This is a genomic window from Pseudonocardia sp. CA-142604 (genome assembly GCF_050948475.1).
Lineage (GTDB): Bacteria > Actinomycetota > Actinomycetes > Mycobacteriales > Pseudonocardiaceae > Pseudonocardia > Pseudonocardia alaniniphila.
In genome coordinates, this window is record NZ_CP192045.1 from 9,005,283 (window position 1) to 9,028,476 (window position 23,194).

Annotated in this window: 22 protein-coding genes; 5 read left to right on the top strand and 17 right to left on the bottom strand. The window is 70.4% G+C overall.

From position 1 onward, the window contains the following. Positions 1 to 4: 4 nt before the first annotated feature. The 12 genes from ACQPZQ_RS40915 to ACQPZQ_RS40970 all read right to left on the bottom strand — a co-directional run bounded on the left by ACQPZQ_RS40915 (position 5) and on the right by ACQPZQ_RS40970 (position 13,751). Positions 5 to 1,228, bottom strand: coding sequence for an MCE family protein (locus tag ACQPZQ_RS40915; RefSeq protein WP_433289848.1), 1,224 nt, complete (start codon positions 1,226 to 1,228; stop codon positions 5 to 7). Further along, on the bottom strand, positions 1,225 to 2,526 hold the full coding sequence (locus ACQPZQ_RS40920) for an MCE family protein (RefSeq protein ID WP_433289849.1): 1,302 nt from the start codon (positions 2,524 to 2,526) through the stop codon (positions 1,225 to 1,227). The genes ACQPZQ_RS40915 and ACQPZQ_RS40920 overlap by 4 nt, the downstream gene beginning before the upstream one ends. Next, complete coding sequence (locus ACQPZQ_RS40925) at positions 2,526 to 3,725, bottom strand: MCE family protein (protein ID WP_433289850.1); 1,200 nt, start codon at positions 3,723 to 3,725, stop codon at positions 2,526 to 2,528. The genes ACQPZQ_RS40920 and ACQPZQ_RS40925 overlap by 1 nt, the downstream gene beginning before the upstream one ends. Positions 3,726 to 3,727: 2 nt before the next feature. After that, positions 3,728 to 4,693 carry an MCE family protein gene (locus ACQPZQ_RS40930; RefSeq protein WP_433289851.1) on the bottom strand — a complete coding sequence of 322 codons (966 nt, stop codon included), beginning with the start codon at positions 4,691 to 4,693 and terminating at the stop codon, positions 3,728 to 3,730. Beyond that, complete coding sequence (locus tag ACQPZQ_RS40935; protein WP_433289852.1) at positions 4,693 to 5,841, bottom strand: MCE family protein; 1,149 nt, start codon at positions 5,839 to 5,841, stop codon at positions 4,693 to 4,695. The genes ACQPZQ_RS40930 and ACQPZQ_RS40935 overlap by 1 nt, the downstream gene beginning before the upstream one ends. Further along, positions 5,838 to 7,169: an MCE family protein gene (locus ACQPZQ_RS40940; protein WP_433289854.1), complete on the bottom strand. Its 1,332-nt coding sequence runs from the start codon at positions 7,167 to 7,169 to the stop codon at positions 5,838 to 5,840. The genes ACQPZQ_RS40935 and ACQPZQ_RS40940 overlap by 4 nt, the downstream gene beginning before the upstream one ends. 31 nt (positions 7,170 to 7,200) lie before the next feature. Then, entirely contained in the window at positions 7,201 to 8,040 is an 840-nt protein-coding gene (locus ACQPZQ_RS40945) for an MlaE family ABC transporter permease (protein WP_433289855.1), read from the bottom strand. Position 8,041: 1 nt separating this feature from the next. Continuing rightward, positions 8,042 to 8,821, bottom strand: a complete 780-nt coding sequence (locus ACQPZQ_RS40950) for an MlaE family ABC transporter permease (protein WP_241037333.1) — start codon at positions 8,819 to 8,821, stop codon at positions 8,042 to 8,044. 10 nt (positions 8,822 to 8,831) lie between these two features. Then, positions 8,832 to 10,037 (bottom strand): ABC transporter ATP-binding protein, encoded by a 1,206-nt coding sequence (locus ACQPZQ_RS40955; protein ID WP_433289856.1) that lies wholly within the window; start codon positions 10,035 to 10,037, stop codon positions 8,832 to 8,834. A 181-nt stretch (positions 10,038 to 10,218) separates the two neighbouring features. Beyond that, positions 10,219 to 11,193, bottom strand: coding sequence for a R2-like ligand-binding oxidase (locus ACQPZQ_RS40960; protein ID WP_433289857.1), 975 nt, complete (start codon positions 11,191 to 11,193; stop codon positions 10,219 to 10,221). 28 nt (positions 11,194 to 11,221) lie between these two features. After that, the gene (locus ACQPZQ_RS40965; RefSeq protein WP_344723094.1) at positions 11,222 to 12,331 is read right to left on the bottom strand and encodes an NDMA-dependent alcohol dehydrogenase; all 1,110 of its coding nucleotides are present in this window, start codon (positions 12,329 to 12,331) and stop codon (positions 11,222 to 11,224) included. A gap of 76 nt (positions 12,332 to 12,407) precedes the next feature. Further along, positions 12,408 to 13,751 (bottom strand): sensor histidine kinase, encoded by a 1,344-nt coding sequence (locus tag ACQPZQ_RS40970; RefSeq protein ID WP_433289859.1) that lies wholly within the window; start codon positions 13,749 to 13,751, stop codon positions 12,408 to 12,410. A gap of 231 nt (positions 13,752 to 13,982) precedes the next feature. Between ACQPZQ_RS40970 and ACQPZQ_RS40975 the strand changes: the two genes are divergently transcribed. The 3 genes from ACQPZQ_RS40975 (at position 13,983) to ACQPZQ_RS40985 (ending at position 15,903) form a co-directional block, all read left to right on the top strand. Continuing rightward, the gene (locus ACQPZQ_RS40975; RefSeq protein WP_433289860.1) at positions 13,983 to 14,651 is read left to right on the top strand and encodes a response regulator; all 669 of its coding nucleotides are present in this window, start codon (positions 13,983 to 13,985) and stop codon (positions 14,649 to 14,651) included. Between the two features lie 147 nt (positions 14,652 to 14,798). Then, positions 14,799 to 15,386 carry a gamma subclass chorismate mutase AroQ gene (gene aroQ, locus ACQPZQ_RS40980; protein ID WP_433289862.1) on the top strand — a complete coding sequence of 196 codons (588 nt, stop codon included), beginning with the start codon at positions 14,799 to 14,801 and terminating at the stop codon, positions 15,384 to 15,386. A gap of 106 nt (positions 15,387 to 15,492) precedes the next feature. Further along, positions 15,493 to 15,903, top strand: a complete 411-nt coding sequence (locus tag ACQPZQ_RS40985) for a sterol carrier protein (protein WP_433289863.1) — start codon at positions 15,493 to 15,495, stop codon at positions 15,901 to 15,903. A gap of 22 nt (positions 15,904 to 15,925) precedes the next feature. Here the strand turns inward: ACQPZQ_RS40985 and ACQPZQ_RS40990 are convergent, their stop codons facing one another. Beyond that, positions 15,926 to 16,123, bottom strand: a complete 198-nt coding sequence (locus ACQPZQ_RS40990) for a hypothetical protein (protein WP_433289864.1) — start codon at positions 16,121 to 16,123, stop codon at positions 15,926 to 15,928. A 61-nt stretch (positions 16,124 to 16,184) separates the two neighbouring features. Here ACQPZQ_RS40990 and ACQPZQ_RS40995 point away from each other — a divergent pair, with 61 nt between their 5' ends. Then, positions 16,185 to 17,666 (top strand): PLP-dependent aminotransferase family protein, encoded by a 1,482-nt coding sequence (locus ACQPZQ_RS40995; protein ID WP_433289865.1) that lies wholly within the window; start codon positions 16,185 to 16,187, stop codon positions 17,664 to 17,666. A gap of 76 nt (positions 17,667 to 17,742) precedes the next feature. Next, entirely contained in the window at positions 17,743 to 18,855 is a 1,113-nt protein-coding gene (locus tag ACQPZQ_RS41000) for a CaiB/BaiF CoA transferase family protein (protein ID WP_433289867.1), read from the top strand. A gap of 1,618 nt (positions 18,856 to 20,473) precedes the next feature. Here ACQPZQ_RS41000 and rplA read toward each other — a convergent pair. The 4 genes from rplA to secE all read right to left on the bottom strand — a co-directional run bounded on the left by rplA (position 20,474) and on the right by secE (position 23,111). After that, positions 20,474 to 21,196, bottom strand: a complete 723-nt coding sequence (gene rplA / locus ACQPZQ_RS41005) for a 50S ribosomal protein L1 (protein ID WP_241037312.1) — start codon at positions 21,194 to 21,196, stop codon at positions 20,474 to 20,476. A gap of 94 nt (positions 21,197 to 21,290) precedes the next feature. Then, complete coding sequence (gene rplK / locus ACQPZQ_RS41010) at positions 21,291 to 21,725, bottom strand: 50S ribosomal protein L11 (RefSeq protein ID WP_241037311.1); 435 nt, start codon at positions 21,723 to 21,725, stop codon at positions 21,291 to 21,293. A 54-nt stretch (positions 21,726 to 21,779) separates the two neighbouring features. Further along, positions 21,780 to 22,655, bottom strand: a complete 876-nt coding sequence (nusG, locus tag ACQPZQ_RS41015) for a transcription termination/antitermination protein NusG (protein ID WP_433289869.1) — start codon at positions 22,653 to 22,655, stop codon at positions 21,780 to 21,782. Positions 22,656 to 22,775: 120 nt separating this feature from the next. Further along, positions 22,776 to 23,111, bottom strand: coding sequence for a preprotein translocase subunit SecE (gene secE / locus ACQPZQ_RS41020; RefSeq protein ID WP_433289871.1), 336 nt, complete (start codon positions 23,109 to 23,111; stop codon positions 22,776 to 22,778). Positions 23,112 to 23,194 lie beyond the last annotated feature (83 nt).

A 23,194-nucleotide genomic window follows, 5' to 3' on the forward strand; every position in this document is an offset into this window, starting at 1 on the left:
CGGATCAGCTGAGCAGGATCTGGGCCAGGGAGCTCAGCGGGGGAGCCGAATCCACGGGGGCCGATCCGGCGGGCAGCGGCCCGGGCGGTCCGACCGGGGCGTCCGCAGGCGGCGTCGGGGTGGCTGCGTGCGGGACGTTCTGGGCACCCCGGACGTTGATCGGGCTCCCGGGCGGCTCCGCACAGTAGGCGTCCTCGTTGAGCGCGACCGGACCGACCTCGCTCCCGGCCCGGTGTGGTGTGTCCTCGTAGCCCTGCGTGCACGGGAACGGGTCGAAGACATTCACGGCGAGGCCGAGGTGGGCTGTGCCGTCGTCGGGAACCGCGGTGTAGCCGTTCGAGGCCAGCCCGGGATAGGTGACGAGCAGCTGCCGCAGCCCGTCCTGGCGTGGCTCGGCGACCCGCGACACCGTGAGCAGGTCGGCGAGGAGCTGGGAGAGCCCCGGACCGCTCTCCCGGAGCAGGCCGACCACCTCGTCCGACACATCCGGGCCGGTGACCAGCAGCCTGCGCAGATCGGGGTCGGATGTCGCGAGCTGGTCGGCGAGCAGCGACAAGTCGTGACTGAAGCTCTTGAAGTCCCCGGACACGTCGTTCTGGGTGGTGAGCACCGTGCGCCCGTCGTGGATGAGCGCCAGGGTCTGCGGCAGCGCGTCGACGGCGTCGGCGGTGAACGCGTTGGTGGTGTCCAGGATCTTCTGCAGGGGCTGCGCGGTGCCCTCGAAGGCATCGCCCAGCTGGTCGACGACGGTGCGCAGTGAATCCAGCGGCACCGACCGGACGAAGTCGTCCAAGCTGACGACGAGATCCTCGATCGGCACCGGGGTGCTGGTCCGCGACATCGGGATCACCGATCCGCCGTCGAGCAGCGGGCCACCGTCGCTGGTGGGCTGCAGGTCGACGTACTGCTCCCCGATCGCGGAGAGGTTGTGCACCGCGGCGTCCAGGTCCGCGGGGATCGGCGGGGCGTCACGGTTGATGTCGAGCCGCGCCTCCACGCCGTCGGGGATCAGCGTGAGCGGCCCGACGCGGCCGACGCTGACCCCGCGGTAGGTCACGTCGGCGCCGGTGAAGATGCCGCCGGACTGGGCCAGCTGCAGTCGCACTGGATACGTCGTGGCACCGAAGAGATCGCCGAATCCCGCGTACCGGAAGCCCGCGTAGCCCACCCCGAGAGCGGTCACGAGGAGGAACGCGATCAGCTGAAGCCGTACTGCCTTGGTGATCACCGGCCGCCTCCCAGCAGGCCACCGAGGATGCCGCCGCCCTCGCTCGTCTCAGGTGTGGAGGTCGGCGGCGGCTCCGGCGAGTCGGAGTCACGGTCGGAGTCCGGGTCGGAGTCGGGTGGGTGCGAGCCGGGAAGCCCTGGCAACGGGAGCAGGCCGTCGTCGCCGAGCAGCGGGACCTTCGGGAGCGCCGGGCCGATGGGGCCGAGCAGGGGGCCGAGCAGCTCGGCCGTCGGCGGCAGCCCGGGGATCGGGCCGTCCGGGCCGGGGAAGGGCTGGTTGGACCGCGCGAGGTTCTGCAGGACGTGACCGAGGTCGAGATCGGCGCGCACGTAGAGGTTGGCGTAGTCCCCTGCGAAGCCGTCGACCGAGCCGTCGGTGAACGGGAAGGTGGGCAGGAGCTCGAGCGAGTTGACCAGGTCGGGGCCCGATTCGGCCAGCTTGCCCAGGATGGGCTGCAGCAGCTTGAGGTCGGCGAGCACGTCGTCCCGGCTGCGGTTGATCACGTCGGTGGCGACGCCGGAGAGCCTGTCGAGTGCCTGAAGCATGTCGACGAGCTGCTCGCGCTGGGCCTCCAGCTCCTTGAGCCCGGGCGCGAGGTCGTCGAGCGCGGTCTTGATCTGGTCCCGGCGGTCGTCCAGCGTGGACGACAGCCGGTTGATCTCGTCGAGCGCGCGCGTGATCTCGGTCTTGCGGTCGTCGAGCGCGCCGACGAGATGGTCCAGGTCGTCGAGCAGCGCGCGGATCTCGGGCTCGTTGCCGGTGAGCGCCTTGTTGAGCTCGCTGGAGATCGTCCGGATCTGTGCGATGCCCCCGCCGTTGAGCAGGAGCGACAGCGCCCCGAGTACCTCCTCCACCTCCGCCGCCCGGCTGGTGCGGGCGAGCGGGATGGTGGCACCGTCGGCGATCCGTGGCGGCGACACCGCGCCCGGGGCTTCCTGCGGCCGCGAGAGCTCGACGAACTTCTCGCCCAGCAGGCTCGTGGTGCGGATCCGGGCCTGCGCGTCGGCGGGCAGCGCAACGTCGCGGTTGACGAGCACGCTCACCATCGCCGTCCAGGTGGGGCTGACGCTGATGTCGGTGACGGTGCCGACGGAGACGTCGTCGACCTTGACCAGCGACTGGGGAACGAGGTCGACGACGTCGGAGAACTCGATCGTGAGCCGGTACGGGTCGGGGCCCAGGGCCGCACCACCCGGCAGGTCGACGCCGCGCAAGCCGCCGGAGAGCACGCCGCACCCGCTGGTGAGCAGCGCGACCACGGTGATGAGAGCACCGAGTCGGAGCGACGCCCGGCCCATCACCGGTCACCGCCCGCGTGCGCCGGCGGCGGGTCCGTCGGTAGCGCCAGCCCTGGCACGGGCGGCAGCTGGCCGGACTGCAGGGAGTTGAGCACCTGCGCGGGGCTCGGCAGCGGCACGGCCCCGGACAGCACGGGTCCGAGTTGGGAGCAGGTGTCGGAGAGGGTGGGCGGCAGGTCGGCGGGCGTGCCGCGCTTGAGCGCCTGGCAGACCAGCACGATCGGGGGCAGCGACAGCTCGTTGATGTCGGCGCGGGTGTCGAGAGTGCCCGAGGAGCCGTTGTAGGTGTTGGCGAGGTTGGACAGGCCCGCCGGGGCGATGTCGAGGATCTCGGCCAGCGCCTTCTGCTGCTTGACCAGCACCGCGGTGACGTCGGTGAGCTTGTCGACGTTGGACTTGATCTCGCCCCGGTTGTCCCGCACGAAGTCGGCCACCTCACCGAGAGCGATCGACAGCTCGGAGACGGCGCTGCCGAGGTCGCCCCGCTCGTCGGCGAGGAAGCCCGACACGTCCGCGAGCCTGCCGTTGAACTCCCGGACCTGGTCGTCGTTGTCGGCGAGCATGGAGGTGAACTTCTGCAGCTCCGTGACGGTGCCGAAGAGATCCTCGCGCGAGTCGGCCAGCGTTCCCGACAGCTCGCCCAGGTTGTGGATCGTGTCGTTGAGCTTCCGGCCGTTGCCGTCCAGGTTCTCCGCCCCGACGTCGAGCGCGTCGGAGAGTGCCCCCTTGGCGTTCACCCCGTCCGGTCCGAGTGCCTTCGAGAGCTCGGTGGCCGTGCGCGTGAGGTCGTCCACCCCGAGCGGGGTGGCGGTGCGCTCGACCGGGATGACGGCCCCGTCGGTCAGCTCCGGGCCACCCGAGTAGGTGGGGGTGAGCTGGACGTAGCGACCCGTGACGAGGCTCGGTGAGACGACGACGGCGCGCACGTCGGCCGGGAGCTCGAGCTCGCCGTCGGTGATCCGCATCTCCACCCGCACCTGTGTGCCCTGCGGCTCGACCTTGGTGATCGTGCCGACCGGCACACCGAGCACGCGCACGGAGTTGTCCTCGAACAGAGCCGTCGCCGACGTGAAGTACGCCGTGACCAGCCGTCCGGGCGGCTGGAGCACGAGATAGAGCCCGCCGGCGACCAGCACGGCCACCACGGCCGCCAGCGCGGTGAACTGAAGCTGGCGGCGGTCGGTGAGGGTGAGCCCCATCCTCAGCACCCCCCCGGGTTGATCGGGCCGGCGGTCGGGGGCAGCAGTCCGCAGAGGTAGCTGTCGAACCAGCGGCCGTTGCCGACGGCGTTGGTGAACAGCCGCACGAACACCGCCTCGAGCCGCAGCCCGTTGTCGAGGGCGTCCCGGTTGCGCTGCAGCAGCGCAGCGACCTTGTCGAGCTTCTCCAGCGTGGGCCGCAGCTGGTCGCGGTTGTCGGCGACCAGGCCCCGCAGCTGCTTCGACAGCTCACGCGTGCCGTCGAGCAGTGCGCTGATCGCCTCCTTGCGCTTCTGGAGCTCGGAGAGCAGGAGGTTGCCGTCGGAGAGGAGCTTCTCGAACTCGTCGTTCCGATCGGCAAGCACGCCGGAGAGCTTGTGGGTGCCTTCGAGCAGCTTGTGGATCTCCTCGTCCCGGCTCGCGATGGTGGTGGAGAGGCGGGAGAGCCCGTCGAGGGCGCCGCGGACCTCGGGAGCGGTGTCGCGGAACGTGTCGGCCAGTGTGGTCAGGCTCTGCGCGAGCTGCTTCGTGTCGAGCTGGTCGATCGTGCCGGAGAGCCCGTCGAACGCCTCCACCACGTCGAACGGGGACGCGGTGCGGGCCAGTGGGATCACGCCGCCGGGTTCGAGGGCGTTGTCGCCCTGCGGGTCGAGCGCCAGGTACTTCGAGCCGAGCAGGGTCTTGATCTCGATCGAGGCGGAGGTCCGGTCGCCGACCCAGGCGTCGGAAATCGTGAAGGTGACGAGAACCCGGTCGCCGGCCAGCTCGACGGAGCCGACGCGCCCGGCCTCGACGCCTGCGATGGTGACGAGGTCACCGGAGGTGAGGCCGGCGGCCTCGCCGAACTCGGCGCGGTACGTGGTGCCGCCGCCGAAGATCGCCGGACCGTTGAAGGCCAGCACGACGATGAGCACGATCGCCAGCAGGCCGATCACGGCGGTGCGGACGGGGTTGCGCTGTCCGGGCATCAGTGGTCCCCCGGCAACGACAGAGCAGGTGGCAGCGCAGGCAGCCGTGGCCCGTCAGGAGCGACGGGTGGGATGCCGCCCAGCGGATTCGGCTTCTCGCCCTCCACACCGTCGGGGTCGGGTCCGCACCGGGGGGAGGCGCTGGTGAATGCCGGGATCTCGGCCGGCGGGAGGTAGGGCTCCAGCCCGACGGAGCCGGTGAGGCCGCACAGATAGAACTGGAACCAGCTGCCGTAGCTGCCCGCCCGGGAGACCGTCTCCAGCTTCCCCGGCAGGTTCAGCAGGGTCTGCTCCAGCTTGGGCGCCTGGTCGTTCAGGTTGCCTGCGAGGTCACCCAGCGAGGCGATGTCCTGGCGCAGCGCGGGCCGCCCCTCCTCGACGAAACCGGACGTGACCTTCGTGAGCTTGCCGATGGAGACGATCGCGTCCCCGATCGGCTTGCGGTCCTCGGCGAGACCCGACACCAGCGCCTGCAGCGAGCTGATGAGTTCTGACAGCTGCTGGTCCCGCGCGTTGACGGTGTCGAGCACCGCGTTGAGGTTGTCGATGACCTGCCCGATCACCTCGTCGCGGTCGGCGAGCGTGTTGGTCAGCGACGATGTGCTCGCGAGCAGGCTCTGGACAGTGCCGCCCTGCCCCTGCAGGACCTGGATGATCTCGAACGAGAGCTGGTTGACCTGCTGCGGGTCGAGCGCGGCGAACAGCGGCTTGAACCCGTTGAACAGCGTGGTGAGGTTCAGCGGCGGGCGGGTGCGCTCCACCGGGATCGTGCCGCCTGGCGGAAGGGTGTCGCCGGTGGGGCCGGCGCCGAGTGCGAGCGACAGGAACCGCTGGCCGATGAGGTTCTTGTAGAGGATCGCGCCCGTCACCGATGCCGGGAGCCGCTGGTCCCGCGAGACACTGAAGGCCACCTCGGCGACCCGCCGGTCGACGATCCGGATGTCGTCGACGGTGCCGACGACGACCCCCGCGATCCGGACGTCGTCGCCGGGCAGCAGCCCCGATGCATCCGTGAAGCGCGCGGTGTAGGCCGTGTGCTCCCCCGGCGAGGCGTTCGCGATGGTCAACGCGAGCACGGTGGTGGCCAGCGCGACCACGACCGTCAGCGCGGTGAACTTGATCAGCGGCCCGTACGGGATCCTGTTCACGTCAACGCCACCTCGGCGCCCCGGTAGAGCGGACCGACCAGCATCGAGCTCCAGTTCGGCACCGCGGACGGCGACGTGCCGTCGCGGGCCGCGGTGAGCTCGGCGACGATCTGCTGCTCGCCCGGCGAGTTGGGCAGGCCCATGCCGGTGTAGCCGGCCGGGCCGGAGTACGAGGCCGGAGCCGTGCCGAAGTCCTCGGCCCCGAAGTCCTCGGGGTCGCCCATCGGCGTGCCGACGGGCGGTGGCGACGGTTTCGACCCGTCCTTGAACGGGCCGTCCGGCAGCTGTTCGGGGCCGAGGTCCCGGATCGGGTAGCAGCGCGGGCCGCGGTCGTCGTGGTAGCGCGGCTCGTCCCGGTCGGGCACGTACTTGCCCTTGTTCGCGACGATCTCCAGCGTGATGCGCAGCCCCGGCCGGTCGGTGCCCACGCCGAACGCCTTGTCGATGCGGGGCACGAGGCCTGCGAGCTGGCCGAACAGGCACGGGAACTCCGGCGCATAGCGCGCCAGGCTCTCCAGGGTGGGACGGCTCGACGAAGCCAGCCCGATGATGTTCCCGCGGTTCTCCACGAGGAACGCCTTCAGGTCGTCCGACGCCTCGGTGACCCCGGTGAGCAGGTCGTTCAGCTGCTGGCGCTGCTCCACGACCGTCCGGCTGGTGACGCTGAAGTCCTCCAGTGCGTCGAGCAGGTCGGGGGCGGCATCGTTCGCGTTCGCGGCGAAGTCGGCCAGCTGCGTGATGTCCTCCTGCAGGTCGGGCACCGCAGGGCGCAGCCCGCCCGTCAGTTGCTGCAGCTGAACCAGCGTCTTGCCGAGATCCTCACCGCGGCCGGAAAGCGCCTGCGACAGGGCACCGAGCGTGGTCGCGAGATCCTGCGGCTCGACGGCTTGGAGGAGCGGGAGCAGCCCGTCGAGTACCCGTTCCACCTCGCGGGCGGCCGCGCTGCGGTCCTCCGGGATCACGTCGCCCGCCGCGAGCGACGGCCCCGGCGGCCCGCTGGGCGGCACCAGCGACACGTACTTCTCCCCGAACAGGGTCTTGGGGATCAGCCGCGCCGAGACGCTCCGCGGGATCAGCGCGATCTTGTCGCGGTCGAGGGCGAGTTGCACGGTGGCGCCGGTCCCGTCGGTGGTCACCGATGTGACGGTGCCGACGTTCAGACCGCGGACCTTCACATCGGCGCGGGGGGCGAGCTGGGTGCCGACCCGGTCGACCTTCAGCGTCACCGGCACGGCGCCGGAGAAGAACCCGGCATAGGCGCCGACGGCAAGCCCTGCCATCGCGAGCAGCACCACGACGAAGGCGAGCCCTTGCAGCCTGCGCTTCACGACAGGCCTCCGCCGATGAGCTGCGCCGCCGTCATCCGGCCACGCTCACGGACGTCGAGGTGCCGTAGATGACCAGCGTGAGGAAGAAGTCGAGGATCGCCGTGCTGACGATCGACAGGCGCACCGACCGCCCCACCGCGATGCCGACGCCTGCGGGGCCGCCCTTGGCGCTGTAGCCGTAGTGGCAGTGGATCAGGATGATCACGACCGCGAAGATGATCACTTTGAGATACGAGTACAGCACGTCGCTGACCGGCAGGAACAGATCGAAGTAGTGGTCGTACGTGCCGCCGGGCAAGCCGTTGATCAGCGTGACGTTCAGCCGTGACGCGGCGAAGCTCGCCAGGAGCCCGATCGTGTACATCGGGATGATCGCGATCACGCCGGCGATCACGCGGGTGGTGATGAGGAACGGCACGCTGGGCACCGCCATCACCTCCAGCGCATCGACCTCCTCGGAGATCCGCATCGCGCCCAGCTGTGCGGTGAAGCCGGCACCGAGCGTGGCGGTGAGCGCCGCCGACGCCACGAGCGGCGCGATGTCGCGGGTGTTGAAGTACGCGGTGATGAAGCCGGTGAGCGCCTCGACACCGAGCGAGTCCAGCGCGCGGAAGCCCTGCAGACCCACGAGGCTGCCGACGAACAGCGACAGCGACAGCATCACGCCAGCGGTGCCGAGGATGACGATCAGCGCGCCGGAGCCGAAGCTCACCTCGGCCAGCAGCCGGGCGATCTCCGAGCGGTAGCGGCGCAGCGTGCGCGGGATCCACACGATCGCGCGGGCGTAGAGCGAGAGTTGCTCGCCCAGTTCCTCCAGCACGTGCAGCGGCGCGTCCACCACCCGGCGCGCCCGGCCGTTCAGCAGCGCCACGTCACGACCCCTTCGGCGGCACGAGCTCGAGGTACAGCGACGTCAGCACCAGGTTGATCAGGAACACCAGCACGAACGAGATGACGACGGACTGGTTCACCGCGTCGCCGACGCCCTTTGGCCCCGGTGGTGGGTTGAGGCCGCGGTAGGAGGCGACGATGCCGGCGGTGAAGCCGAAAAGGGCGGCCTTGATCTCGCTCACCACGATGTCGGAGACCTGCGCGATCGACGAGAAGCTCGCGATGTAGGCACCCGGGGTGCCGCCCTGCACCACGACATTGAAGAAATAGCCGCCGCCGACGCCGACCACCGTGGCGAGCCCGTTGAGCACCACGGCCGTGGTCGCCATCGCCAGCACCCGAGGAACGACGAGGCGCTGGATGGGCGAGATGCCCAGCACCTCCATGGCCGCAATCTCCTCGCGGATCGTCCGCGCTCCGAGGTCGGCGCACACCGCGCTGCCGCCGGCGCCGGAGATCAGCAGCGCCGTGACGATCGGAGCGGCCTGCTGGACGATCGCGAGCACACTGCCCGCGCCGGTCTGGCTCTGCGCGCCGAACTGGCGGGTGAGATCGGCCAGGAGCAGCGCGATCGTGGCGCCGAACGGGATGGTGAACAGGGCCGTCGGGAGCGCGGAGACCTTGGTGACGAACCAGGTCTGCTCGATGTACTCGCGCAGCTGGAACGGTGGTCGGAAGGTGTTGCGGACGACGTCGATCCCGAGTCCGAACAGACGTCCGACGGGGGTGAGGGCGCGGGTGATCGGGGCAGGTGCCGTCATGTTCGCCGCCTCAGGGCCGGTGCCGGCCGGGACCGGGCGGAGGGGGTGGTGGTCCGTCAGGCCCCGGCCGCGGGTCACGGTCGGGGCCACTGACATAACCGGGGTCGAAGGTGTCGAAGCCGTCGGCCTCCGGGCCGTACCCCGGCGCCCTGGGCGGGTAGCCAGGCACCGGGCCGCGCGAGCGCCATCGCCAGCCCGTTCTCGGCGGTGGTGCCTGCAGGGGCGGTTCGACGGGCCTGGGGTCCGGCAGCGGGTCGTGGGCGTAGTTCTCTTGGATCGCCTGCTGGGCCGCGGCAGGCAGCGTGTGCAGCATCTGCTGCACACGCGCGCGGCGACGGCCGACGGCCTTGCGCTCCCCCACACCCGGGCTCGGCTGCAGCTGCGACTTCATGGGCGGCAGCCCCGCGAGCTCCCCCGCCTCCTGCATCTCCCGGGCGGCCTGCGCGGTGTCCTTCTCCTCCGACATGCCGATCGGGCCCTGCCTGCGCCCGTTCAGGAACTGGGCGACGACCGGTTCCTCGGACGTCAGCAGCACCTCGCGAGGCCCGAACATCGCCAGGTGCTTGCGGTAGAGCATCCCGATGTTGTCCGGCACCGTCTGCGCGGTGTTGATGTCGTGCGTGACGATCAGGAACGTCGCGTCCGTCTGCGCGTTCAGGTCGATGATCAGCTGGTTCAGGTAGGCCGTGCGCACGGGGTCGAGGCCGGAGTCCGGCTCGTCGAACAGGATGATCTCCGGGTCGAGCACCAGCGCTCGCGCCAGGCCCGCCCGCTTGCGCATCCCCCCGGAGATCTCACCGGGCAGCTTCCGCTCATCGCCGGTGAGGCCGACCATCGCCATCTTCTCCGCGACGATGTTCCGGATCTCCGACTCCGGCTTCTTCGTGTGCTCACGGAGCGGGAACGCGATGTTGTCGTAGAGGTTCATCGAGCCGAACAGCGCGCCGTCCTGGAACAGCACGCCGAACAGCTTGCGCAGCTCGTAGAGGCGCGATTCGGAGCAGCGCACGAGATCGGTGCCGTGGATGACGATCGATCCGTGCTCCGGCTTCAGCAGCCCGATGAGGGTCTTGAGGAACACCGACTTGCCTGTGCCGGACGGGCCGAGCAGCACCGACACCTCGCCGGGCGGCAGCGTCAGCGACACGTCGGACCAGATGTTGGCGCGGCCGAAGGACTTCGAGAGCCCTTCCACCTTGACTTCGACGCCAGCCACCGGTGCCTCCTGAACCTTCTCGTCGGGAGCTGGCCGGCCGATGTGCGCGGACCGGCCGGCTGCCCACGAAAGGGTCAACGAGGCCTGGTGATCTCGGTTACTCACCGGTCATAGAACGCCGCAAGGTTACCCCGTATGGACGCTCGGCGACCCCCAACCGCAGTAGGTCACTCGCGGTGTGTCACGCCGCGGGAACGGGGAGTACCGCCAGATCCTCGGCGTGGAACCGCTCCTCGAGCTGCTCGGGAGAGGCGTCGACGTCGATCGAGCGAACGTCCGCACCCCGCGCCGACTCGATGGCGCCGAGCCTGCGCCCGACCTTGTCCATCGCGTACTCGGCCAGCTCGTCGAGGTCCACCGAGAACGGCGGCTCCTCGCCCTCGAACTCCTCGAAGGTGTGCGTCACCACGCCCATCGCGGGCACCAGCAGCTCCTGCATCCGTTCGTCCACCGCGTCCCAGAGGCTATCGTCGGCGGCGACGTGCCGGCGGCAGGTGAACGTCCCCCACGCCATGTGGCGGCGCTCGTCGTCGCCGATGAGCTTGATGACCTGCTGCATGCCGGGCAGGATCCCGCGGCTCGAGCACACCTTCGCCCACGTGAAGTAGCCGGTGAGCGCGAGCGTGCCCTCGACGATGTGGTTGTAGGTGACCGAGGCGCGGATCTGGTTGCGCGGCGACGGGTCGGCCGCGAGCGCGTACAGGCTGTCCGGCAGCTGCCGGGTGAAGATCTCCATGTAGTGGGGGTTCGTCTCGATGTAGGAGTGCAGATCCTCGGTGAGCCCGACGGCGTCGAACCACCGGCGGAACGCCTCGGTGTGCCGGGCCTCCTCGAACACGAACTGCGTCAGGTACATCTCGTCGGCGATACGGCCCTCGGCCGCCATCGCCGCCACGAACGGCTGTAGGTCCTGGGTGACCGACTCCTCGCCCGCCATGAACTGCGTGGCGAGCGAGCAGGTCCACCAACGCTCGTGCTCGGTCATCTCTGCGACGTCACGCGCGTCCTGCGTGAAGTCGATGTCCGCGGGGTTCCAGTGCCGGGCATTGCCCTTGCTGAACAGCCGCATCGGCAGGGAGTCGAAGTTCAGCCCCCCGCGCTGCAGGGTCGCGAACCCGGTGCGCCTGCCGTGCTCGATCGATCGCTTCTCGGTCACCGTTTCGCTCCTTTGCTGCGGTGGTCTGTCAGTACCGGATGACGCCGCGGATGTTGCGGCCCTCGCGCATGTCCTGGTAGCCCGTGTTGATCTCTTCCAGCGGATAGGTCCTGGTCACGAGCTCCTCGAGCTTCAGCTGGCCGAGCCGGTGCAGCTCGAGCAGCCGCGGCACGTCGTGCTGTGCGCTGGAGCTGCCGTACAGGGCGCCCCGGATCTGCTTCTCGTAGAGCGTGAGCTCCAGCAGCGAGAGCTTCGCCGTGTCCTCGTCGGGATGACCGAGCGCCGTGACGACCACCCGGCCCCGCTTGCCGACGAGCTGCAGCGCGGGCTGCAGGTAGCTGCCCTCGGCCACGTCGGTGGTCAGGATGGCGGCGTCGGCGAGCTGGCCACGGGTGAGCTCGGAGACCGTCGCCCACGCCTCGTCCATGTCGGCGGCCACGTGGGTGGCCCCCAGCTCCAGTGCCTTCTCGCGCTTGAACTCCACCGGGTCGACGGCCATCACGTACCGGCAGCCCGCCAGCTTCGCGCCCTGCACCGCGTTGGCGCCGATCCCGCCGACGCCGATGACGACGGCCGTGTCACCGACCCGCAGGTCGGCCGTCCGGATCGCCGAGCCGACACCCGTGGTGACCCCGCAGCCGACGAGCGCGGCCAGCTCCAGCGGGATGCCCTCGTCGATCTTCACGACCGACTTGACCGGCACCACGGTGTGCCGCGCGAACGTGCCCAGCAGGCACATCTGCCCGATGTCCTCGCCGCCTTCGCCGTGAAAGCGGTAGGTGCCGTCGAGCTGCGGGCCGAGCATCGAGCCTGCGCCGTCGTTGCACAGGGAGGTGTAGCCGCGCACGCAGTAGCTGCATCGGCCGCACGACGGCAGGAACGTCATCACGATCGGATCGCCGGTCTCCACCTCCGTGACCCCCGGCCCGACCTGGAGGACGCGCCCAGCTCCCTCGTGCCCCCCGATCATCGGGAAGGCGATGGGCAGATCGCCCGTGACCAGGTGCTCGTCGGAGTGGCACAGCCCGCTCGCGACCAGTTCCACCAGCACCTCGCCGGGGCCCGGTGGATCGAGCTCGACCTCCTCGACCTCCCACTTTCCGCCGAGCTCCCGGATCACCGCCGCCGTGGTCTTCATGGGGATCAGGATGTCGTGGATCACGACAGCACGCAGGGGGCCGTGGGTTCCTGTAGTGGCCCATGGGTGCCAGCTGTTAAGTCACGGGGAGAGGGAGCTCCAGGTGGGCCACCAGGCCACCGCCGTCCCGGGGCAGCAGGTGCAGCTCGCCGTCCATCGCCGCCACCAGTGCCTCGACGATCCACAGCCCGATGCCCGCTGTGCCCCGCCGGTCCCCGAGTGCGACGCCCTTCGCCGTCACCATGCCCTCCTGGCCGGGCGGGAGGCCCGGACCACGGTCGCGCACCTCGGCCACCAGCCGGCCGTCCGCATGCCTCAGCTCCAGCTCGACGACCGCCTCACCGCTGTGCCGGGCGGCGTTCTCCACCAGGTTGGTGAGCACCCGGCGCAGCCGCTGCGGGTCGCACCGGACCACCGCGTCCGGCGGCGACACCTGTGCCGACCGGCGCGCCGGTTCCACCGCCGCCGCGTCCAGCACGGCCTCGGCGAGCTCGCCCAGCCGGACCGGCCGCTCCCGCACCCTCCCGAGCGGCGAGCCCTCCCGCACGGCGACGTCGGCGAGCCCGTCGAGCATGTCGCGCAGGTGCACGGCGTGCTCGGCCAGCAGCCGGGTCGCCGTCTGCCGGGCTTCCCCGGTGAGCCGGTCGGCGGCGAGGTCGGCCGTCAGCGCGGTGAGCGAGGCGACGGGCGTACGGAACTCGTGCAGGACGACGCGCACGCCGTCCATCCGCGCCTCCTGGGCGGCGAGCAACCGGGCCCGCAGATCACGCTCCTCCAGGAAGGCCTCGTGCTCGGCGAGCGCCCTCGCGCGGGACACTGCGGCCGCGGCGAACTGGCGCTCCAGCATGCGCAACAACACGCCCACCAGCACCGCGGCGGCGACCAGATAGCCCGTCCACCACGCGCCGGAGAGGAGCCGGTCGACGAGGGGAACGCCCGCGTCCGACCCGAGAACCGAGCACACCGTGAACGCGACGCCGACCCCCAGCGCCGCGAACCTGCCGATCACCGCCCCGCCACGCAACGACGCGGCGATGACGACCAGCGGCAGAATCGCCACCATGATGCTGGTGGCCCCGCCGGTCAGCGCGCAGGCGACCAGCGTCAACACCGCGTCCACCGACGTCGTCAGCCACGCCGGCAACAGCGGCCGTCCGCGCCATTCGGCCACCGCGAGTCCTGTCGCGTAGCCCAGCGCCGCCAGCACGAGCACCCCGAGCGTCACCGCATGCCCGCGGGCGAGCTCCGGGCCGAGGACGACCGCCAGCCCGACCGAACAGACGACCAGCAGGCGGATGAGGACGGTGATGCGCTCTTCGACCGACGACAGGGCGCGGACGGCGCCGTCCATGTGCACGGCGCCAGCATCTCCCACATCGAGGCAGCCGTACGAGGCGCTGGACCGGGCAGATCGGAGCATCGGCGCATTGTGTGGTTTGCGCGCACTAGTGTCGCGGAAACGGGGTTCCTTGCCCGGATCCGGTGTCCAGACGCAGTGTCCCTGCGGGACACCCGCACCCGGGCAATCGCAAGGCGGAGGAGGCGCCGATACCGCTGTTGTATCGGCGCCGACGACAACGCCGCGAGGCGCCGCCTGGGCGCCGGAGACGGGTAAGACGACCTCGTTCCCTCGGCACTAGGATCCGGCGCCGTGCGCGACGGCCGGTACGTCGTGGTCATCGTCGACGACCACGCCCTGTTCTCGCAGGGGTTGACACTGCTGCTGGAGTCGCGCGCCGGCGATGCGTTCGTCGTGGCCGGATCGACCACTGCCGGTGAGGAGGCGGTGGCCCTGGTGGGCCGGGAGGCGGCCGACATCGCGATCGTCGACCTCGCGCTGCCCCCACTCGGCGGCGTGACGACCATTCGCCGTCTGACGGCGGCCTACCCCGCGACCAGGGTGCTCGCGCTCTCGGGCACCGAGGACATGGGGCTCGCGGCCGCCGCGCTGCGGGCAGGGGCCGCCGGTTTCCTCGGCAAGTCGGCCGATCCCGAAGTGCTCGTCGCACCGCTGCTGACGATCGCCGCGGGAGTGCGTGTGCTGCCTGCCGACCTGCTCGACGCTCTGCTCGCGGCGGGCGACCGGGCAGGCGACGGGCTCCTCGACCGTCTGGACCGCCGGGACCTGCAGTTGTGGGAGTTGCTGGCCCGCGGCCTGGAGACCGCGGAGATTGCCAAGCCGATGCTCGTGAGCGAGCGCACGGCCAAGCGGATGATCGCCGCCCTGCTGCACAAGCTCGGCGCGGCGAACCGGATCGAAGCGGCGGCCCTCGCCGGCCGCTACGGCCTGCTGGACGACAACGACCGAATCCGCCGCTGAACACGACACAGATTTGACGCATCCGGCACGAACAGCACAATTTTCGAAGAGCTGTCCGCCGCGTTTCGCGCCGCGTTCCGCGGACTTGCCGCACATCGCGCACTCGCCGATGATTGACAGGTGAGAAAGCATGTACGGAATTTCATCGTGATAGCTGCTGTCGCTCCCTTTTCACTGGCCCTCGCGGCCGCTGGCACGGCCAACGCCGCCACGCCGGGGCCGGCCGTCCCGTCCGCCCAGCACGCCACCGGACGTAGCGACTCGCTGGAGCCGCTGGTCAACCTGCTCGCGCAGCGGTTGAAGACGGCCGACTCGGTCTCCACGGCGAAGTACGGCACGCCGTCCCCGGTGGACGACCCGGCGCGGGAAAAGACCGAACTCGATTCCGCCGCGGCGATGGCGACCAAGCAGGGGCTGGATCCGAACGCCACCCGGAAGATATTCAGCGACCAGATCCAGGCCAACAAGGTCGTTCAGTACGGGCTCTACTCCCGATGGACCGCGCTCCCGAACGAGATCCCCAAGATCAAAGCGGACCTGACCAAGCTCCGCACCCAGCTCGACACGATCACCGACGACCTCATCCGCGACCTGGCGGCGACGAAGACCGCCCGCAGCGCCTCCGGCTGCAAATCCGACCTGCAGTCCACGGAGCGCAGCGTCAGCCGCGCGAACCACTTCGACGCGCTCCACGTCCAGGCATTCAACCGGGCTCTCGTCTCCGTCTGCACCTGAGCCCGCTGGCCCGTCCGGGCCGGACGTGGCCCGGAAGCCGGGTCGTGCTCCGCCACGCCGTCCGCGAGACTGCGCCGATCGAACGACGATCGAGAGGGGCTGCGACGTGACGGCGTTCCGCGACGAGGCCGAGGTCTACGAGTTCCTCGGCGGGATCTTCCGCCGGGGAATGGAGGACCAGGAGTTGGTGGAGAAGCTGCGTCCGTCAGGGGTGGTCCTTCGGATCACGTACTCCGATCCACAGGCCGTGATCACGGTGGACATGCCGAACTCCGAGATCCACGAGGGAGCGGGCACGGGGCCGGAGCCGAACGTCGAGCTCTTCATGACGGCCGACACGGGCAACCGGTTCTGGCTCGGCAAGGTGATCCTCCCCGTGGCGCTGGCGAAGGGCGAGGTGCGAGCCAAGGGACCGGTCGCGAAGCTGCTCAAGGTGCTCCCGCTGGCGAAGGGCATGTTCGGCCCCTACCGCGCCCATCTCCAGGAAGCCGGTCGGGCCGATCTGCTCGACGCGTGATCGACCCTCGACGGACGCAGGTCTACGCGCTTGGCCTGTAGGAGCGGACGATCTGGAGAGCAGTGCGGAGCAGAGCAGCGATGTCGTCGCGCACCCGGTGGCGTGACCGGGGAGCAGCGAGCTCGCCCGGAGCGGGCAACCTGCTGTCCACGCCGTAGCGCGGGGCGGCGACCGCGATCGCGACGAGGACGACGGGAAGTATCCAGACCGGCAAGTCCATGGCTGAAGCCTGTCTAGGATTGGCCTGCCTATAAATGGCCAATTCTGCGGAGGTGGCTTGCGTGGACCGGGACGACGTCGAACGCCGGATCGGAGCACGCAGCTTCGCGCGGCTGCTCGGCGACTGGCGCCCGCCCGACGGCAGGCGCCTCGCCGGCGCCCTCGCCGACCGGATCCGGCTCCTCGTCCTCGACGGCCGGCTCCCGCTGCAGACGCGCGTCCCGGCCGAGCGCGAGCTGGCCACGGCCCTCGCGGTGAGCCGCACCACCGTTGCCACCTGCTACGACGTGCTGCGCGACGCCGGCGTGCTACGCAGCAGGCGGGGCGCAGGCAGCTGGACGCAGCTCCCGGCCGACGCCCCCGGCGCCGTGCGCGCGTCGCCGTTCTCCCCCCATGGCGACCGGTCATTGTTCGACCTCGCACACGCCGCTCTGCCCGCGCCGTCGCCGCACCTGCGCGCCGCCGCAGCCGCGGCCGTCCACGATCTCGACGCACACCTGGGTAGCCACGGCTACGAGCTGCTCGGGCTGCACGCGCTGCGCGCCGCCGTGGCCGACCGCTTCACCGCACGCGGCGTGCCGACGAGCCCCGACCAAGTTCTGGTCACGAGCGGTGCCCAGAACGCGATCCTGCTCGCTCTCACGGCGCTGGCCGGTCCGGGCGACCGCGTGCTGGTGGAACACCCGACGTACCCCAACGCGCTCGACGCCGTCGCCGCGCGCGGTGCCCGTGCCGTGCCGGTACCCATGGGCCCGCACGCGGACGGCACCGGCAGCTGGGACCTCGACCTGCTCACGGGCGTGATCCGCGATGTCGCGCCCCGCCTGGCCTACCTCATCCCCGACTTCCAGAACCCCACCGGCGCCCTGCTCGACAACGCCGGCCGCGAGCGGCTCGTCGACCTCGCCCGCCGCACCAGCACCCCGCTCATCGTCGACGAGACGCTGGCCGAACTGGGCCTGGACGGACCGTCGGTGTGCCCCGTCGCGGCCTACGGTGCCGCCGACTCACCCCTCGTGCTCACGATCGGGTCAGCGAGCAAGGTCTTCTGGGGCGGCCTCCGGGTCGGCTGGATCCGGAGCTCGGCCGCGATGGTGCGCAGGCTCGCCGCTGTGCGGGCATCCGTCGACCTGGGCAGCCCGGTGCTCGAGCAGTTGGTCGCCGCGCGCCTGATGGCCGACGTCGACGTGATCAGCGCGGCCCGGCGGGCCGAGCTTACCGCCGCGCGCGACCACCTGCTCGGGCGCCTCACCGAGGCCTTCCCCCGGTGGCAGCCGTCGCGACCGCGTGGCGGGTTGAGCCTGTGGGTCGATCTCGACGAGGCCGTCTCCAGCAGGCTCACGGTGGCCGCCAGACGCCACGACGTGCTGCTCGCCGCCGGGCCCCGGTTCGGCCTGGACGGCGCATTCGAACGTCATCTGCGGATGCCCTACACGCTGCGGCGAGACCGGATGGACACCGCGCTGGAACTGCTGGTCGCCGCCTGGCGCGGGCTCGATCACGTCGGGCCTACAACGGACGTCGACCCCGTCGCGGTGGCGTGATCACAGCTACGAAACGGTCAACATCGACCGTAAGGTGAGCCCGACGGTGGCCACAGCAAAATGAATGGAGGGCCGGATGGCGCACGGGGCCGAGGCACGTACCGGGCCGCTGGCCGGGCTCAAGGTCGTGGAGCTGGCCGGGATCGGACCGGGACCGCACGCCGCGATGATCCTCGCCGACCTCGGCGCCGACGTCGTGCGCATCGACCGGCCCTCCGGCGGCCTGCAGCTCGGTTCCCCCGATGTGCCGGACCCCACGCAGCGCGGTCGTCGCCGCGTGGTGGCCGACCTGAAGGACCAGGCGGGACGGGAGACGGTGCTGCGCCTCGTCGAGCACGCGGACGTGCTGCTCGAGGGCTACCGGCCGGGCGTCACCGAGCGGCTGGGTGTCGGCCCGGAGCAGTGCCACGCCCGCAACCCGCGGCTGGTGTACGGGCGGATGACCGGCTGGGGCCAGGACGGTCCGTTCTCAGCACGAGCAGGCCACGACATCAACTACATCTCGCTGACCGGGGCGCTGCACGCCATCGGCCGGCCCGGCGAGCGGCCCGTGCCGCCGCTGAACCTCGTGGGCGACTTCGGTGGCGGATCGATGCTGCTGGTCGTCGGCGTCCTCGCGGCGCTGTGGGAGGCCGAGCGATCGGGGCAGGGACAGGTGGTCGACGCCGCGATGGTCGACGGCGCGTCGCTACTCGTCCAGATGGTCTGGGGCTTCCTCGCGCAAAAAGCATGGACCGACGAGCGCGGCGCCAACCTGCTGGACGGCCACGCTCCCTTCTACGACACCTACACCTGCGCCGACGGTGGGCATGTCGCGGTGGGCGCCCTCGAACCGCAGTTCTACGCGGCCCTCGTGGCCGGGCTCGGGCTGGCCGACGCAGGGCTTCCCCAGCAGTACGACCGTGACAGCTGGCCGGAGCTTCGGGCCCGGTTCACGGAGACCTTCGCGACGCGCACCCGCGACGAGTGGGCCGCGGTGTTCGCCGACACGGACGCCTGCGTCACCCCGGTTCTGGCCTTCGGCGAAGTGGCCACACACCCGCACGTCGCTGCCCGTCACACGGTCGTCGAGAACGAAGGTGTGCCCCAGGCCGCACCAGCCCCCCGGTTCTCCCGCACCACCACACAGCTGCCGGGCCTGGCTCGGGAGCCGGAGGACGTCGACCAGGTTCTGGCCGATTGGTCGTAGGGCGGAGGTGCCGACGGGAGCGGCCACCGGCCGGCTGCGGATGGCACGGATACCGGCCCGACCTGCCGATCACGATCAACCAGCGACGGTCGGATGATCATCAATTCGGGACAACCGGCCGCAGATAGCACGGTTGTCAGGACCAAAACGCTGATCATGACCGGCCCGTCGATGGCCACCACCTGATGATCGTTACTTGGGGATCGCCAGCCGCGGATAGCACGGCCGCGCGGCCCGAAACGATGATGATCATGAACCCGCCGCCGACGCAGTCCGTTGCCGCCGCTGGGCCGGCCACCGCTGCGCGGCCCCGGTGATCATCAGCTGGGGACACCTAGCTGCGGATGGCACGACTGTCGGGCCCGAAACGCTGATCATGGACCCGCCGCCGACGCAGGCCCGAGCAACCGTCAGTCGGGCGCCAGCGGGTCCGAGATGCCGATCACGCCGAGGCCACCGCTGCCCGCCGCCCACTGATCGACGCCTGGGAACACTCGACCGAGGAGGACACGGTTGCCGGGCCCGGGCAGCTGATCATGGGCCGGCACCCGTGCCCGCCCGTTGCCGCCCGTGGCCGTCGCTGCGCGGGCCGCCCAGTGATCATCACTTGGGGACGCCCGGCGGCGGATAACACGGTTGCCAGGCTCGAACCGCTGATCTTGCGCACCCCGCCGACAGCCACCACCTGATGATCGTCATTTGGGGACCGCCAGCCGTGGATAGCACGGCCGCGCGGCCCGAAACGATGATCATGGACGCCACCAACGCACGCCGCAAGTGACCATCGCTCGGGGCTGCCCGACACAGCTGGCTCGGCTGCCCGACCGAGCTGCCGCTCATGGTCTGGCCACCACGGCCCGCCACCAGTGATCATCGCTTGGGGACGCGCAGCTGCGGATATCACGGCTTTCGGGTCCCAATCGCTGATCATGACCAGCCAGCCGACGACCACCACCCGATGATCACCGCTTGGGGACCGCCGGCTGCAAATAGCACCGTCCCGCGGCCCAGAACGCTGATCATGGACCTGCCGCCGACGCACGCCCAGACCCCCGGCGTCCATCTGCCGGTGACGCGGCTTCCTGATGTCGAGCTGCTGCTCGTTGTCCAGGCCCCAGCGCCCGCGGCGCTCTCAATGATCATCGCTTGGGGACGCGCAGCTGTGGATAGCACGGTTCTCGGGCCCCAGCCGCTGATCATGAAGGACCCGCCAGCACACGCCCCCGGTGATCATTGTTTGGGGACCGCCGGCCGCAGATAGCACCGTCCCCCGCCCCGAAAACGCTGATCATGGACCCGCCGCCGACCACGCCGCCGAGCGACCGTGCTCGCGGCGCCCAATCGCAGTTGGCGCGGCTACCCGACCCGAGCGCTTGCCCGTGGCCGAGCCACCACCGCCCGCCCCCAATGATCATCACTTGGGGACACCCAGCCGCGGATTACACAGATCCCGGGCTCCAACTGCTGATCATGAACGAACCACCGGACGATCATCGTTCGGGACCGCCAGCTCGCCTGGCCCAACTGGCGAGCACGAAGTAGGCCACGGTGGCGTCGACCGTCTATACGACGACACCCCGCCGCCCAAGGGGCGACGGGATGCGTCGGGCAGGTGCGCTCAGGCGGTGGGGGTCTCGTCCACCAGCAGGTTGCGCGTGCGGTTGGGGTCGACCGGGATGCCCGGGCCGGTGGTGGTGGAGATCGTGACCTTCTTGACGTAGCGACCCTTGGCCGCCGAGGGCTTGGCCCGAAGGATCTCGTCGAGGGCGGCGCCGTAGTTCTCCACCAGCTTCTCGGTGTCGAACGAGGCCTTGCCGATCACGAGGTGCAGGTTGGCCTGCTTGTCGACCCGGAAGTTGATCTTGCCACCCTTGATGTCCTGGATGGCCTTCGTGACGTCCGGGGTGACGGTGCCGGTCTTCGGGTTCGGCATCAGGCCACGCGGGCCCAGGATGCGGGCGATGCGGCCGACCTTGGCCATCTGGTCGGGCGTGGCGATCGCCGAGTCGAACTCGAGCCAGCCGCCCTGGATCCGCTCGATCAGGTCCTCGGCGCCCACCGCGTCGGCGCCGGCGGCCTCGGCCTCAGCGGCCTTGTCACCGGTGGCGAACACGATGACGCGCGCCGTCTTGCCGGTGCCGTGAGGCAGGTTCACGGTGCCGCGGACCATCTGGTCGGCCTTGCGCGGGTCGACGCCGAGTCGCATCGCGACCTCGACCGTGGCGTCCATCTTCGTGCTGGCCGTCTCCTTCGCCAGGCCGGCGGCCTCGAGCGGGCTGTAGAGCCGCTCGGCGTCGATCTTCTCAGCGGCCTGGCGGTAGATCTTGCTGCGCTGTGCCATTGCTCTGTCCTCGTTCTGCGACCGGGACCGGCCGCGGGTCAGGTCGTGGTACGAGCCGCGCTCGGCTCTCCCACGCTTACGCTTGTGTAACGCTTCAGCTCTGGACCGTGATGCCCATCGACCGCGCGGTGCCGGCGATGATCTTCGCCGCCTGGTCGATGTCCTTGGCGTTGAGGTCCTGCATCTTCGTCTGAGCGATCTGCCGCACCTGGTCCATGGTGACCGAGGCGACCTTGGTCTTGTGCGGCTCGCCGCTGCCCTTCTCCACACCGGCGGCCTTGAGCAGCAGCCGAGCGGCGGGCGGGGTCTTCAGCTCGAAGGTGAACGAGCGGTCCTCGAACACCGAGATCTCAACGGGGACGATGTCACCCCGCTGCGACTCCGTGGCCGCGTTGTACGCCTTGCAGAACTCCATGATGTTGACGCCGTGCTGACCCAGTGCCGGGCCGACAGGCGGCGCGGGCGTGGCCGCGCCCGCCTTGATCTGGAGCTTGATGATCGCGGAGAGCTTCCGCTTCTTGGGGGGCATCTCGTATTCCCTGTTGTCGTTGTGCGCGCCGCGGACCTGCCGACCGCGGCGTGGTCAGATCTTCGAGACCTGGCTGAAGGCCAGCTCGACGGGGGTCTCGCGACCGAAGATGGACACGAGGACCTTGAGCTTCTGGGCGTCGACGTTGACCTCGTTGATCGTGGCGGGCAGCGTGGCGAACGGGCCGTCCATGACCGTGACGGACTCGCCGACCTCGAAGTCGACCTCCACGGCCGATTTGCCGGCGCCGGCGGCGACGTCGCTCTTGCCGCCCGCGGAGGCGGCCTGCTTCGGCTCGACCTTCGGCAGCAGGAACTTGATGACCTCGTCGTGCGTGAGCGGGGACGGCCGCGATGTGGCCCCGACGAACCCGGTGACGCCCGGGGTGTTGCGCACGGCGCCCCACGACTGGTCGTTGAGCTCCATGCGCACGAGGATGTAGCCGGGCAGGACCTTGCGCTGCACCTGCTTGCGCTGCCCGTTCTTGATCTCGGTGACCTCTTCGGTGGGCACCTCGACCTGGAAGATGTAGTCCTCGACGTCGAGGGTCTGCACCCGCGTCTCGAGGTTGGTCTTCACCTTGTTCTCGTAGCCGGCGTAGGAGTGCACGACGTACCAGTCACCGGGCGCGCGCCGCAGCGCGGCGCGCATCTCCTCGACGGGGTCGGCCTCGGCGGCCTCGCCGTTGGTGGCCGCGTCGCCCTCGGCGACATCGTCGGCATCGGCACCATCAGCCGCATCGGCGTCGACGGCCGAGTCGGAGTCATCGTCGGAATCGTCGTCGGCGTCGAGCGAGGTGGTGGCGTCATCGGCCGCGGTGGGCGTCTCGGCGTCGGTCACGTCGTCGTCGGCGGCGTCGGTTGCGGTATCGACCTGGTCGGCCTCCGACTCGACGTCGGTCGGCCAGCGGCCACCGTCATGGGAGGTCACTTCTGCTCCTCGCTAGCGCTCGACGCCGAGCGGACCGGCGCTGCCGCGGTGATTGGTGACCTCGCCAGCTCGGTCACGGCGTCTCGCTTCCTTGTCCCTGTTGTGCCTGTGCCGGTCGTGTCACGTGCCGAACAGGAGCATGACGCCCTGTGCGAACAACAAGTCCAGCAGCCACACCAGTGCGACCATGAACGACACGAAGACGAGTACGACGATCGTGTAGGTGACCAGCTGCTTGCGGGTGGGCCAGATGACCTTCCGCAGCTCGGCTACCACCTCGCGAAGGAACCGGACCAGCCGCTTGGGCAACGAGACCTTGGCGGGGCGGCCGTCGCGGACTGCGGTGGCGCGGCCCTTGTCGCCCGTGGGCGCAGGGCCGGAACGCCGACCACGACGGTCGGCGGCGGTGCTCGGGCGCTCCTGCCCGCTGCCGCTCGCCTCGCGCTCCTCAGCCACGCCCGCATCCTCCAGCTCGCGTGCGGCCCGACCTAAACCGAACCGCCGTCAGTTCCCGTCGCTGTCCCGTCCCGTACCCGATC

What these genes read in the sequence shown, in the direction of transcription:
- ACQPZQ_RS40920 (WP_433289849.1), bottom strand. Translation starts at nt 2,526, where the DNA reads ATGGGCCGGGCGTCGCTCCGACTCGGTGCTCTCATCACCGTGGTCGCG.
- ACQPZQ_RS40925 (WP_433289850.1), bottom strand. Translation starts at nt 3,725, where the DNA reads ATGGGGCTCACCCTCACCGACCGCCGCCAGCTTCAGTTCACCGCGCTG.
- ACQPZQ_RS40930 (WP_433289851.1), bottom strand. Translation starts at nt 4,693, where the DNA reads ATGCCCGGACAGCGCAACCCCGTCCGCACCGCCGTGATCGGCCTGCTG.
- ACQPZQ_RS40950 (WP_241037333.1), bottom strand. Translation starts at nt 8,821, where the DNA reads ATGACGGCACCTGCCCCGATCACCCGCGCCCTCACCCCCGTCGGACGT.
- ACQPZQ_RS40965 (WP_344723094.1), bottom strand. Translation starts at nt 12,331, where the DNA reads ATGAAGACCACGGCGGCGGTGATCCGGGAGCTCGGCGGAAAGTGGGAG.
- ACQPZQ_RS40970 (WP_433289859.1), bottom strand. Translation starts at nt 13,751, where the DNA reads ATGCTCCGATCTGCCCGGTCCAGCGCCTCGTACGGCTGCCTCGATGTG.
- ACQPZQ_RS40990 (WP_433289864.1), bottom strand. Translation starts at nt 16,123, where the DNA reads ATGGACTTGCCGGTCTGGATACTTCCCGTCGTCCTCGTCGCGATCGCG.
- ACQPZQ_RS41000 (WP_433289867.1), top strand. Translation starts at nt 17,743, where the DNA reads ATGGCGCACGGGGCCGAGGCACGTACCGGGCCGCTGGCCGGGCTCAAG.
- rplA (WP_241037312.1), bottom strand. Translation starts at nt 21,196, where the DNA reads ATGGCACAGCGCAGCAAGATCTACCGCCAGGCCGCTGAGAAGATCGAC.
- rplK (WP_241037311.1), bottom strand. Translation starts at nt 21,725, where the DNA reads ATGCCCCCCAAGAAGCGGAAGCTCTCCGCGATCATCAAGCTCCAGATC.